The organism is Ktedonosporobacter rubrisoli (assembly GCF_004208415.1).
GTDB classification, from domain to species: domain Bacteria; phylum Chloroflexota; class Ktedonobacteria; order Ktedonobacterales; family Ktedonobacteraceae; genus Ktedonosporobacter; species Ktedonosporobacter rubrisoli.
Genome location: NZ_CP035758.1, coordinates 644578 through 657263, shown reverse-complemented (window position 1 = coordinate 657263; position 12686 = coordinate 644578). Strand labels below are relative to the sequence as shown.

The 12686-nt window shown below is 51.9% G+C and carries 12 protein-coding genes; 5 read left to right on the top strand and 7 right to left on the bottom strand.

Annotated features, from left to right (window positions below):
- Nucleotides 1-10: 10 nt before the first annotated feature.
- Nucleotides 11-421, bottom strand: a complete 411-nt coding sequence (locus EPA93_RS02930) for a hypothetical protein (protein ID WP_129885601.1) — start codon at nucleotides 419-421, stop codon at nucleotides 11-13.
- Between the two features lie 126 nt (nucleotides 422-547).
- Nucleotides 548-859, bottom strand: a complete 312-nt coding sequence (locus EPA93_RS02925; protein ID WP_129885600.1) for a hypothetical protein — start codon at nucleotides 857-859, stop codon at nucleotides 548-550.
- Nucleotides 860-1348: 489 nt separating this feature from the next.
- Here EPA93_RS02925 and EPA93_RS02920 point away from each other — a divergent pair, with 489 nt between their 5' ends.
- From EPA93_RS02920 to EPA93_RS02910, 3 genes are all read left to right on the top strand, one after another.
- Nucleotides 1349-1744 (top strand): pyridoxamine 5'-phosphate oxidase family protein, encoded by a 396-nt coding sequence (locus EPA93_RS02920; protein WP_129885599.1) that lies wholly within the window; start codon nucleotides 1349-1351, stop codon nucleotides 1742-1744.
- A gap of 124 nt (nucleotides 1745-1868) precedes the next feature.
- The gene (locus EPA93_RS02915) at nucleotides 1869-2561 is read left to right on the top strand and encodes a TetR/AcrR family transcriptional regulator (RefSeq protein WP_129885598.1); all 693 of its coding nucleotides are present in this window, start codon (nucleotides 1869-1871) and stop codon (nucleotides 2559-2561) included.
- 22 nt (nucleotides 2562-2583) lie between these two features.
- Nucleotides 2584-3444: an alpha/beta fold hydrolase gene (locus tag EPA93_RS02910; protein WP_129885597.1), complete on the top strand. Its 861-nt coding sequence runs from the start codon at nucleotides 2584-2586 to the stop codon at nucleotides 3442-3444.
- Nucleotides 3445-3497: 53 nt separating this feature from the next.
- Here the strand turns inward: EPA93_RS02910 and EPA93_RS02905 are convergent, their stop codons facing one another.
- On the bottom strand, nucleotides 3498-5996 hold the full coding sequence (locus tag EPA93_RS02905) for a tetratricopeptide repeat protein (protein WP_129885596.1): 2499 nt from the start codon (nucleotides 5994-5996) through the stop codon (nucleotides 3498-3500).
- 372 nt (nucleotides 5997-6368) lie between these two features.
- Nucleotides 6369-7973 (bottom strand): FAD-dependent oxidoreductase, encoded by a 1605-nt coding sequence (locus EPA93_RS02900; RefSeq protein WP_129885595.1) that lies wholly within the window; start codon nucleotides 7971-7973, stop codon nucleotides 6369-6371.
- A gap of 135 nt (nucleotides 7974-8108) precedes the next feature.
- Here EPA93_RS02900 and EPA93_RS02895 point away from each other — a divergent pair, with 135 nt between their 5' ends.
- Both EPA93_RS02895 and EPA93_RS50810 read left to right on the top strand, forming a co-directional pair.
- Nucleotides 8109-8747, top strand: coding sequence for a TetR family transcriptional regulator (locus EPA93_RS02895; RefSeq protein WP_129885594.1), 639 nt, complete (start codon nucleotides 8109-8111; stop codon nucleotides 8745-8747).
- 227 nt (nucleotides 8748-8974) lie between these two features.
- Nucleotides 8975-9133: an FDLD family class I lanthipeptide gene (locus EPA93_RS50810; RefSeq protein WP_207229431.1), complete on the top strand. Its 159-nt coding sequence runs from the start codon at nucleotides 8975-8977 to the stop codon at nucleotides 9131-9133.
- Between the two features lie 70 nt (nucleotides 9134-9203).
- Here the strand turns inward: EPA93_RS50810 and EPA93_RS02890 are convergent, their stop codons facing one another.
- The 3 genes from EPA93_RS02890 to EPA93_RS02880 form a co-directional block, all read right to left on the bottom strand.
- Nucleotides 9204-9659: a MarR family winged helix-turn-helix transcriptional regulator gene (locus tag EPA93_RS02890; RefSeq protein WP_129885593.1), complete on the bottom strand. Its 456-nt coding sequence runs from the start codon at nucleotides 9657-9659 to the stop codon at nucleotides 9204-9206.
- A 179-nt stretch (nucleotides 9660-9838) separates the two neighbouring features.
- Nucleotides 9839-11137, bottom strand: coding sequence for a cation:proton antiporter domain-containing protein (locus EPA93_RS02885; protein WP_129885592.1), 1299 nt, complete (start codon nucleotides 11135-11137; stop codon nucleotides 9839-9841).
- Between the two features lie 349 nt (nucleotides 11138-11486).
- Nucleotides 11487-12500, bottom strand: a complete 1014-nt coding sequence (locus EPA93_RS02880) for an LLM class flavin-dependent oxidoreductase (protein WP_129885591.1) — start codon at nucleotides 12498-12500, stop codon at nucleotides 11487-11489.
- Nucleotides 12501-12686: the final 186 nt, after the last annotated feature.

The window sequence follows — 12686 nt, the reverse complement described above, 5'->3', positions numbered from 1 at the left end:
AAGGCCCTCCCTACAAAGGACGATTCCCTTTTTGCTGACGAATATGCTGAGCCTCAGCCCAGAGATCCTCTGCTTCTTCGCGCACGCGCGCTAGTGTGCGCTGGAGTTGCCAGCCGGCGAGGGCTGTGTAGAGGCTAATACGCTGCCCTACACGATCAACTATTTCCTCAGCTTTTTCTCTGGTTTGCTGGCCTGACTCTTGCATGGATGTTCTTGTAGTTCCTTTTACTTTGCTATTGGTAGAGTGGCTATTTACCTGTTCTACACGTTTAGTTTTTGCGGCAGGAGCAGAGATCGCTTTCTGAAGACGTAGGGCTGTAAGGGCAGTGAAATAGCCAATGCGTTGCCCAATATATACAGGCGGATCATCTGCTTTCTGGCTCGCTTTTTGTCTTGATTGGTCTCTTTCGGGCTGGTTCATAAGGCCTTCTCTTCCATAAAATTTCTAGACATTACGAAAACCATAGAGATGGCACTTGTGGATAACTTACGTTGTTGCAGGCAGGGCTTTCAGGTACATTGGTTGCTCACGCGGAACGAACCTCTATTATTTACCCTCTGCTACGCCCTTATCCGTTGTACCCTTCTGATTTCTCTTCTGAGAGGCGCCGGATGCCGCAACTCCAACGGCTACCTCCTGTGCCTGGTTGCTCACATTTGCCACTACTGTTTCTGCCTGCTTTACTCCTTGTCCCACATTGCGGGCAAAAGAGGCAAGTGCATCGCCCACCAGCAATACCCCTGATATGCCATAGACAAGGCCGCGCCGGGCAACTTTACGGACGCGCGGCGAACAGATAGCGGCAGTCACGGCAGCGGTAATCACAACTTCGGGCTCTAAAAAATCTTCAGGTTCCATGTCTTTGTCTCCCCTATCATACATTCCATGCCACTACAAGCATTTCAACATTTCTGGCCAAAGGTGGCCCTACATTTTCCTGCTCTCATAAAGAGCATCTAATACCTCAGCCTTTAAACAGAGGTGAATGAGCGCACTTACGAAGTAAGCGCTCTCGAACGCGCAAAACAAGAATCCCTCCAGGGGGATAAACAAGATAAGATGTAGTATATGACAGGCCTGGGCCAAAAGTCAAACAGAGATGAGAGAGCTTTTTGATAGCTGTCTATTGGCTCTGATTTTCGTTGTTAATTGGTAATGCTCACGATCCTGGCATGCAGGACCTTGTGTATGGGAAATTCCGCCCGCTTGTTACTGAAGAGTAGCGGAAGGCAGTTCCTGTGCGGTTAAATGTGAAAGTTAGGGATGTATAGGCCAGCGCAAACGTGTTATCGGCCCCTTGTCGGTTAAGTAGTTTAGCCGTGCATCCCGGAAAAAAGGAAAAGGATTATGCAATCAATGATCTCTCAGAAGACGCAAGAGCTCCTCAGACAGTGCAAGACCGCTACTATCGCTATCAATCGCCCTGGACGCTCGCCGCAGACTACTCCTGTCTGGTGCATATGGCAGGAGGAGGCTTTTTATTTTAGCACGCTGACTACGCGCGCTACATATCGCAATATCAGACGTGATCCAGCTATCTCGTTGATCGTCTACGATGGCGCCGACTTTGCTGCTGCTTACGGCAAGGCACATATTATTGAGCACGATTTTACTGCTCTGGTTGAGCAGATCGTCAGGCGCTACGTTCCCCACGAAAAGCAACAAGAATGGGCGGCCTTGCTCTCACAGCCCGATCGCGTTATGGTGAAGCTCCAGCCAGAGCGCTGGACGACTAGCAGCTGAGCAATTCGTACAGCGTTCGGCCCGGCCTTTGTGACGATTTTTATAGCTCTTGCTGGCCTTGACAACTAACGACTTCGCGATGTACCATGATACTAGGAATGCTTAATTGGTACTGGAGTATGCTATGAAAGATCAGCCACAACCGCTAGACCTGGGAAAGCTTGATGAGCGCGGTCAGCGCATCCTTGTCACGGCAACGCGCCTGATTCTGCACTACGGCTATGATAAAACCACGATGAGCGATATTGCCGCTGCCGCAAATGTCTCTAAAAGCACGCTCTATCTCTATTGGCAGAGTAAAGAAGAATTATTGCGCGCGTTGCTTGCTCGCGAGACGCTTGGTGTGGTCAATGACTGGTTGCAACGAGTGCAGGATGATCCGCAAGGAGGCACCTTGTTTGGTATCTATCAGCATGGATTTCGTGCCCTGGTAGCCCATCCTCTGATGAGTGCGCTCTATACAAAAGAAAGCCACGTGTTGGGCGAGTATGTGCGGCGGCGTGACCCGGCGCGCCACGTTCTTCCCTATGAGCTTAACCGCCTGCTCGTTCAGCGCTTGCAAGCGGCTGGCCTCATTCGCCCTGATGTCTCCGATGCGGTACTCAATCATTTGCTTATGCTCATCTCAGTGGGGCTATTCTCGATCGGGGAACTGCTGCCGGCGGAGGAAGTTCCGCCCCTTGAAGAAGTCCTGGATGAACTGGCCCGCATGGTCGCGCGCTCACTCTCTCCGGATGAGCCAGGGGACCCCAGGCAGGGAAAGTTGGCTTTGCAGGAGTTTCTTGCGCAATTGATCAGTGCTTTTGTGCGCTCTTAGCTGTATAAGGAGTGGCTTTCCGATGCCAATCACTGATTCTCAGGCTATCTGGTTAGATATTGATGGCTTACGCCTTCACTGCCTCACGGCAGGAACCAGCGGTTCCCCAGTGCTCATGTTGCATGGAGGAGGTCTGGACTCGGCGGTCCTTTCCTGGGGCGAGGTGCTGGGACCGTTGGCGGCCCAGCATCGCATCTTTGCCCTTGATTTGCCTGGTTATGGGCAAAGTTCCAGGCCTGATCTCTCCTACACTCTTGAGTTCTATGTGCGGATAGTGACGCAACTGCTGGATATGCTACAGCTAGAGAAGGTTAGTCTGGTAGGGCTTTCGCTGGGAGGCTCTATTGCGCTCGCCCTGACGCTTGCTGCTCCTGAGCGTGTAGAGAAATTAGTGCTTGTCGATACATATGGAATTCAGGACAAAGTAGCGGCGTATAGGCTCTCTTATGTCTATGTGCATCTTCCGTTCCTCGACAAGTTGAGCTACTGGCTGATCGGCAGAAGTCGGGCACTGATTCGCTGGAGCCTGCTGGCGAACCTCATTTACGATCCAGCCCGCCTTTCCGCTGATCTCGTTGAGCAAGTCTATCAAGTGGCTCGTGAGCCTGGGGCTGGAAAAGCCTTTAGCTCGCTGCAGAGAGGGGAGCTTGGCTGGTCTGGTCTGCGCAGTAATTTCACTACCAGGCTGCACGAAATCGCTGCGCTAACGCTGCTGATTCATGGCGCACAGGACCAAGCCGTTCCTCTGGCCTGTGCAAAGCGCGCTCAGATGCTTATCTCTGGCGCTGAGCTTGCCATAATGCAAGAGTGCAGGCACTGGCCACAGCGGGAGAAGCCAGCGGAATTTGTCCACATCGTGGAGAGCTTCTTCGACAAGAATTGAGCTTAACGGCACTTTCTAATGTAAGGCAAACTTTTAGTAGTTGCTCTTTCTGTTCATTGCGGAAGGGCCTGCAGCCATTGCTGAACTTCCTGAGCCTGGCGATGGCCGATAGCCGCCAATATAGCCGCGCTGGCCCGGCCCGCATCATGGGCTGTCTGTAGATCTCCCTGCAAGAGAGCAGTGCGGGCCAGGCCATACTTAGCCAGAGCGTTGAGACGTTGATTGCCCTCTGGAATACTATTCAACATTTCATGAAAGCGCTTGTTTGCTTCTGCTGCACGCTGTTGGGCAAGGCATAGATTTCCATACTCATACAACGTATTAGCAATTACATCGGGAGTGCCAATCTGGCAAGCCAGCTTCAGGCCTTCTTGCAAGTAGGCTTCGGCTTGAGTGCCGTTTCCTTGCCTGTCAGCTATTATGCCAATAGTGCATAGTAACTGGCAGGTTCTCTCTGGATGCTGCATCTGGCGCGCAAGTTCCAGGCCTTCTCTCAGATATTGCTCAGCCTGGATATGTTTTCCCAGCTCGCTTGCAATCTCCCCTAGATTGGCTAGCAGCAGACAGATCCTCTCACGATAGCTGCTACGTCGTGCGAGCTCTAAAGCTTCCAGGCAGTATTTCTCAGCTTGTGTGAAGCGTCCTCGCTCATATATTGCTCCTGCGAGAATAATGAGTAGCCAGCAGATATGGTCCGGGTCTGCGACCTGCCGGGCCAGTTCCAGGCCCTCTTGCGCATATACCTCGGCCTGGGCGATGTCCCCCTTAGAGATAGCAACTGAGCTAAGACCTCGAAGAAGGCCACAAATGCCTTCGCGGTCAGCGTTCTGGCGGGCGAGCTCCAAACCCTCTTGCAAGTATGTTTCTGCCTGTCTGAGATTTCCTTGCTTTTCTGCCACCCAGCCGAGATCGCTGAGCAAAGCGCTCATTTCAGCTTTGTTGCCAAGCTGCCGGGCCAGCTTCAGGCCCTCTTGCAAGGGAATCTGAGCCTGGCCTAAATTTCCCTGGTGGGGAGCAATCTCGCCAAGGAACCTGAGCATGCTTATGGTGGCTTGCAGGTCTCCTTGCTGGATCGCGGAGGCATGTGCCCTACGAAGATGCAACTCAGCCTGTGCATAAAGCCCGTGCGTCATCAAAAAAGGCGCGTAGGCCAGCGTCATCAGGATCAGCTCGGCTTTTTTATCCAGCTCATAGGCCTTTTCCAGCGCAACTAGAATCATATCGCTTTCGCGCTCAAGTTGCTCCCAATCTTTTTTGTGGATTTCCAGAAATTTGATTACAAATGTGATCAAGCGCTCGTAAGGCAAGCTATCGCTGATATGGAGGCGTCCGTAGTCGGTGATGGTCTGGTGGAGGCTGTAGCGACCCGAGCCACTGCTTTCAAGTAGGCCAGCATCAATCAATAGGTCGAGCACCTCAACCGTGGTAGATGCTACCGCCAGGGCCGCCTGCTCTGTGAAGCTATGGGGCCTGGAGGGAAAAACGGCTAGCGCGTATAGAGCTGTACGGGCCTGGGGTGGCAGAAATTGATCCGAGACAGCAATGGCCGAATGTAGCGAGGTCTGAGCGGGAAGAGGAGAAGGCTGCAGCCAGGGGTCGCGCGGCTGCGTGATTTGTAAGCGCTCATTGGCGCTGCTCAAACGTTGCAATGCGCTGGCAATGTGACGTTTCTGACCACTAAATGCCTGTTTGCGCAAATAATTGCCCATGAGAGTGAGCGCGAGAGGCAGGCCTCCAACTGCCTGCACAAGATCAAGGACGCCACCTTCCTCACTGATGACGCTGGGGGCCAGGCGTTGGAGCAGCAACATGCTCTCCTGTGTTCCCAAGACTTTCATGACAAAGGGAGGCTCGGTGGTAATGGATGCGGCAATGGGAGGAAAGCGAGTAGTGACCAGGTGCGCGCAATTAGGACCTCCGACTTTGAGGGCCAGCACATCTTCAAGCTTCCAGGCATCATCAATGACCAGAAAGATATGCCGTTGGGCAATTATCTGGTGGAGAGCTGCAGCCCAGCCTTTTTGATCGTGTAATTGCTCCCGTTCGGAAGACGCGATCCCTAGCAGCGCTCCCCAACGGCTTAAGGTCGCCGGGATGTTGGATTGCGGACCAAGGCCGGCCCACAGGATGCCCCCTGGGAAGAGAGCACGCAATTCTGTATCGTGGGCCAATGCGATGGCCATTGCCGTCTTACCGATGCCTGGTAGACCATGCAGGGCTGTCAGGGCCACATTGTTGCCCGGGAGTAATCGGGCTTTGAGCTGTGCCAGATCAGTGTTTCGCCCAATAAGCGGAATAGAGGGAAGGGCAGGGATCATCGGATCGTAAATTGAAGGCGGCTGGGCTTCCAGAAGGCCTAGTTTCTCAGGCGTGCTTTGAAAGAATTTGCATAACGTGTCACGCCAGAGCGGAGACGGCTGCTTCTCGCCTCTTTCCCAACGTTCGATGGCTCTCTCTTGTGTACCGAGCAGCTCAGCTAAGCGCTTGCGGGAGAGGTGCATGGCCTTGCGCGCTGTACGCAGGTGGTCATTTGGTAGTGGCTTCTTCATCATGGCCAAGTCTCTTACTTCCTCTGCTGCTTTGGTGAAGGCCTGTTCTCGTCTGTATAGACGGTACAATAAAGCCTAACTCCCACGTGTAGCGGAAAACCTCTTTCTTAAGCGTCACACAGCTTAGCTAGAGAAAGAGGACAGAAATCTCGGGGAGGATAAGTTTGATGTTTATCCCTCTTACCCTTATCCTTTCTGGAAATACACTCTGAATAAGTATATCATAGATAAGTAATATATTGTCTATATTCCTCCCTGATATCTGGTTTCCTGCTCATTATTCTATTAAGCTCCTTCTCTCTGAGGGATCTGGCTCATAATAGTAGAATAACTTTTCGCAAGAGATGTTTTTCTTTGTTGCTCTCCAACCTTTCTTTAAGTGTGCACCCTCGAACATAAATGTAACGCCGAGAGTATTCCCATAAGCTGCCGACCCTTATCCTCATCAGGGGCGCTCACACGAGCCGCCACAAAGCCGTCAGGCCGAACCAGGAGCATGCCATGATCAGGCAGGCCGGTCGCTTGTTGCCAGCTCTCCTTGCTTGCTAAAAGCTCTCCTTCAGAACCAACACGATAGGCGGGCAGCTCGATGCCAAAGTGAGCAGCACATCCCTGCGCAGCCTGTTGCCAGCCTCTCCCTTCTGAGCCGGTTAGCAGGACGAAATGACGACTGGTAATATCAAGAGTTGAGATGCATCGGCCCTGATATTCTACCCACAGGTGAGGTACACGTGAGCCGGACTGCCCTTTCAGCTCCGTATAGTCTTGTGTGATTCCTTCTCCATCTGAGAGCACAGCTGACGAGGCGTAGAATCCGAAGCGAGCCTGTAGTTCGTTATCAGTGGTTTTTTCTCGGTCGGTGATCTCTTCCTGCTCGGCAGCAAAGCCTGCCACATGACGCCTTTCCGTCTCGTAGGTCGAGAGCAAGGTGGAATCAGCGTAACCCTTGAGAACGGCGGCCAGCTTCCAGGCAAGGTTCTGGCCATCCTGGATGCCCAGATTCGCACCAACGCCACCTGTGGGTAGGATGATATGGGCCGCGTCGCCAGCCAGGAAAACTCGCCCAACCTGGTAGCACTCAGCCAGCCTCTCCTGCGGCTTCCAGGGGAGAATACCCATGATTTCTACCGCGAGATCAGGTATCCCGATAGCTTTGCGCACTAGCTCCTGGCAGCGTTTGGGCGATGGGACCTTCAACTCTCCATTTTCGAGATATCCGGGCATCTGAAAAAGCCAGCGATCACTATTATTGACTGCCATGAGCAGGCCCTGAGCTTCAGGGGTCTCTATCGTACAGAGTATAAACTCGTGGCCTCGTACCAGCTCGCTCAGGTCTGCACGAAAGTCAATCGCGAGTGTATGGAGCTTTGACAACGTAAAGCTTTTCGTCGGGATTGCAAGGGTATGCAGTGCAAGGCTATGAGCTCCATCCGCTGCAACCAGGTAGTCAGCACTAATACGCTGCTGCACTCCCGTCTTGCGATCCACAACGAGAGCCGTCACGCCCGTCTCATCTTGCTCAAAAGACAGCAATTCAGTCTGAAGGCGCAGATCTCCCCCTCGTTCCCGCGCCGCTTCAAACAACACGGGCTCCAGAGCAGCCTGATTACACAGACAGCCTGCGGCCGGACTGATAGCCTTCTCTACTTCTTTCATTTGGTCGAATGTCTCAAGATCTTTCCCATCAAGGTTCAGGCGTTTGACTTGTGCCATGTTGGCGGAGGCAAGGGTCTCAACAAAAATTTCCCCTCGGCTCCTGCTGAGCGGTTCGGCGGCTTTCCTGACGCTCTCTTCCAGCCCTAGCGCCCGAAATATCTCCATCGTCCGCGCTCCCAGGCCAACCGGTCGGGGATGGATCGCTGTGCCTGGATGTTGCTCAATGAGCATATACGTGATCTGTTGCTGCGCCAGAAAGAGCGCGGTTGAGAGACCGGTTGGTCCGGCCCCAACGATCAAAACCGGGACAGAGACATCTGCCATTATTGTGCTTCCTTTCTGCACTTCATGTATTTTTGAATTGACATAAATTTTTAAGTCGATGTAATTATATGTAATGTGCAGAAAGAAGTCAACCCCAATCTTGCAGACCACTGCAAAAAGAACTATAATGTGCTTATGAAACAGACACCAGGACGACGTGAGCGCAAAAAGCAGCAGACACGGGAGAAGATCGCAAGAGTGGCTTTAGAGCTCTTTATTGAGCGTGGCTTTGAGCAGGTGACAGTGGCCGAAGTAGCTGAAGCGGCTGATGTGGCGGTAAATACCGTCTACAATTATTTTCCGACTAAAGAGGACCTCTTTTTTGGACTCAATCAACCTATGGAGGCTTCCCTGGCCGGAATCGTTAGGCAGCGTGAGAAAGGCCAAGCATTGCTCACCTTTCTGCGCCAATTGCTGCTCGGCAGCCTCGAACCTATAAAAGCGATGCCGTCCCCAGAGCAAGATTCTACGCGGCAGCAGGTCCTCAGGGTGATTCGGGAAAGTCCTGCCCTGCAGGCTCGGGGTCGGCAAATGACTGAGTTTATTGAAGAGGATCTGGCCCATGCCCTTGCCGAAGACATGGGTACAGAATTGGATGATATCGTGCCTCGCCTCGTTGCGGATCTGATCCTGACTCTTTATTCGAGGATCTTTGCGGAATACGCGAGGCGGCGCTTAAAAGGCGAATCTTCCGAGGAGATTCATGCTGGTCTCTCTACTATGGTCACGGCTGGTCTCGACCTGTTAGCACTCGGTATCCCTACCAGAGATTGAATTAGCTTCCTGGCGTCTCCAGCAACATATCGCCCTCTTTTAGGGTGATATGTCAGGAAAGTGTCAGGGAAATGTCGTGGCCTGGATTGGCCAATCTGCTCTAGAATGGACGGGAGCTGACCTGGCAAACGGCTCAAGGCTTTTCAATATAGCCTTAGAGAAAGGGCAGACAGGGTTTGCTCACTGAGGCAAGAAAGTTGTTCATCTGATCAGCAAGGAGATCAAGTATGGAAAATCGGGATGAGGAGAGAGCACGGAGAGAGGAAGAGGGAAAGGAAAGGCTTTTTGATCTGGACGTCCGTGTTGAGATCCGGGACGCAAGGAGCTCTGAAGCGGAGGTCGTGACGCATTCCTGCGGAGGCGGCTGCCGAACATTTTTAGGCTAAGTAGGCGGCAAAAGGAGCCAGAGGTGAGGGTAGAGACGTCCAGACGCGCGGGATGGCCTCTGCCCTTTACCTATTCTTCTGGCTGCCGACTTTGCTGGATACTGCGTATGTTGGCTAGCAGCTTTTCAAGAACACTGACTGCGATCTCCAGATCATTTTCTAAGATGAGAGTCGTTTCAGTTAGTAGGCGGGTTTGAAATGCACTATGGGCCTCCTGGAGTTGGGATACTAGCTCCTGGCCGGCGTCCGTCAAAGAGACGAGCGTATAGCGATTATCCTGTGGATCGAGCCGGCGGCTAAGTACTCCCTCGGCTTCAAACTGCTTGACCAGGCGAGTAACCGTGGCCCCATCGATGGCTAGCTTCTGCTGTAATGCGGCGTGGCTGAGCTCACCTTGCTGAGACAACAGTAACAATAGCTGTCGTCGCATCTGACTCATACCGACATATTGGTCGAAGGCCTGCTTTGCTTCAGCGCTGGCATAGGCCAGAAATTGAAAGAAGGCATTCTCAAGGCTGGTATTCATGTTAGCTTGTACTCTCCAGGCATGCTATTGTCTCTCCCTCGTAAACTGATGATGGCTGCTTTCATTTATAGCATCTATTCTTGCTGCTAGCAAGAGAAGAGGCCATCAAGCCTATTTTAGTCTGCAAGCATGGGCAGGATAGAAAACAGCGGCAATCAGCGCGACCACCATAGAGCTTTTTAGGTGCTTTCCAGATCAACCGCTGTGGCCATTTCCTGTACTACTTCATCTTGATCCGCGCTAGAGCGATGCCCCAGAAGAGGCAAGAGCGGGGAAACCATCATGGTAGTGACAATGGCCATGATTACGAGCATGGCGAACAGCGTAGGGGAAAGTATTTTCTCCTGCAGGCCTATATTGAGAACAATTAACTCAACCAACCCACGCGTATTCATCAAGAGCCCCAGACTGAGGGCATCGCGCCAGGAATTGCCGGTCATACGTGTAGCAAGTGTTCCGCCAACGATTTTACCTACACTGGCGGCAGCAAAGATGAGTAAGCAGATCAGCCAGGAAGATAAGCCTTGCAGGAGTCCGATCTGAGTATTCAGACCGCTGAAGACGAAATAGACAGGCAAAAAGAGGACTGTATTGATGCGGTCAAGGCTACGAATGTGCGAGGTAAAAGCTGCATTACGCGGCATAATGATGCCAGCTAAAAAAGCGCCAAAGATCGGATGAATGCTAAGCAGATCAGTTATATAAGCGGCGCCAAGCAGCACAAAGAGGCAAATGGCCATCTGTAAGCTCTCTAACTGGACTCGTCGGACTATATAGTCCAGCATTGGCCGCACCATTAAAAGTATGCCTGCTGCGAAAAGTATGATCAGCCCGACCGTGTAGAGGACTGACAGGGTTCCGTGCGCATGAGCAACTGCAATGACATAAGCTAATAGACACCAGGCGATAATATCACCAACGGCTGCACTGGTCAGGGCAAGCATACCTACTTTTATGCCAAGCATTTTCTTTTCGCTCAGGAGCCGAGCCAGGACAGGGAAGGCTGTAATAGACATGGCGGTACCTACGAGGAGCACAAAGGAAAGGAGCGTTGCTGAGGAGCCTTTGAGAGAAGGATAGAGAAAAACCCCAAGGATGCCTCCCAGGACAAGAGGCAGGAGTATACTGCTTATGGAGATGATCGCTGCGTTTCGGCTTTGGCGAAGCATTAAGTTGATATCAAGGTGTACTCCCAGCGAGAACATGTAGAGGATCAGGCCAATATCACCAAGGGTTTGCAGGGTCGAGCGTTCTGGAAAAAGTTGGCCTGCAAATCTTGCAGGCAAGGAAGGTGGTAGGGGGAAAAGTTGGAGCTCAAGGTGCGGCCAGAGAAGCCCGAGCAGTGATGGTCCCAAGGCCAGGCCTGCCAGTATTTCACCAATAACCCTTTGCTGACCAATTTTTTTGCTTAAGTAAGCAAAAATCTGAACTACGAGTAGAATCACGATCAGTTGAAGCAAAAGCTGTCCTGTAAGCATCGCATCTTCTCCTCAAAGGGATATTGAAGTCCATTTCAAGGAAAGAAACCATCTATGTAACGCTTTATCTTATGTTTTCTCGTTATCATATCTTGATCCCTTTTATCCAATTATAACTAATAGAGAATATCGGCAAAGCCTGGCTTAAATATTACCTTTTGTATCGCGGCCTTGATTCAGTAGTCCTTGGGCAAAGATGTCAAGTTCATGCTTAGTCCAGCATGTTCCTGGCTCTGTTTGCAAGCGACACTGAGGAGATTATATGCTCAATGTCGCTGCTCAGGATCTAATAGCAACTCACAGCCTCCTGACGGCCTTGTTGCGCTGTGCTGTAATCTAGCGTATGCGCTTAGGCAGGCAGGGAGCCGAGAAGATGGTGCAATTGTTTGCGTTCATTTGTCTCGTCAACGATAGGAATGAGTTGCAGCATCAATTCATCAAGGCCACTATCCAGCAGCTCTGTAATATGTTGGTACACGGTAGCCTCGTCGCCGCTGATTACCAGGGCGGAAGCCAGGGCATTGAGATCCGCCTCCCTGCCATCTACCGCGCCAGCGAAGCCAGCCTCAGCAAACATACGAGCATAAAATGGAAGCCTGGAGTAGCCTGCTACGAGTTGGCGCACTGGTGATAGTACCGCTTCCTGGTTGGGATGGAGGGCAACCAGCACGTGAGCAATTAATGGTGGGGTTGGACGCCGCCGCTGCTCAGCTCCGGCCTGCAATGCCGGAAGCGCTGATGCCAAAAGATAGGACGCCGGGCTCATCCATGATATCGCCCCGTCTGCAATTTCCCCGGCAAGCTGGAATGCCTTTTTGCCCAGCGCTGAGACGAGCAGCGGAACAGAGAACTGGCGCGTCTGAGAAAAGGCCATCTGGAAAAATCTTCCCTGATGGTTTGCGTCTCCTTCCATAATCTTGCGCATTACCTGGATATATTCGGTGAGGTAGGCCAGGGGAGATGAGAATTGCAGGCCTAACCAATCCTCGATGACCATGCGATTGCTGGGACCAATTCCTAAGCGCAAGCGTCCAGGAGCTAGATCGTGTATAGCTAGCGCCTGTTGTGCCATAATTAGGGGATGTCGTGGATAGATGGGGACAATAGCAGTTCCCAGGCGAACCTGCTCAGTACGTAAGGCGGCGGCGGCAAGCAGCGTCAAAACATCTGGCATGCCTACGCCTGCGGCGTCAACTTTCATCCAGATCTGCCGTAAGCCGGCCAGCTCTGTCTCACGGATTCTAGCCACGACATCCGCTGTATCTGAGCCCTCGATTAACATACCAAGGCGATCTCGTAATGGGCGTTGAGAAACAGCCTTTGTGGTAGAAAGCTGATCAAACGTATTGTTGTTATGTTGCATATGAGATATATCCTTTTTGTTGCCATAATAGAAACCTACCAGCACATTTTAAGGGTGAGTGTGTTGGCAGTTGGACCATTGAGTCTATCTGGTGCTATTATGAAGGCTGCCTTCTATGATAACCAGGAGTGTATTAGACATAGGTGTGGCAGTAACAGCTTCGCCTCAAGAGCAAGGGAAAGATGG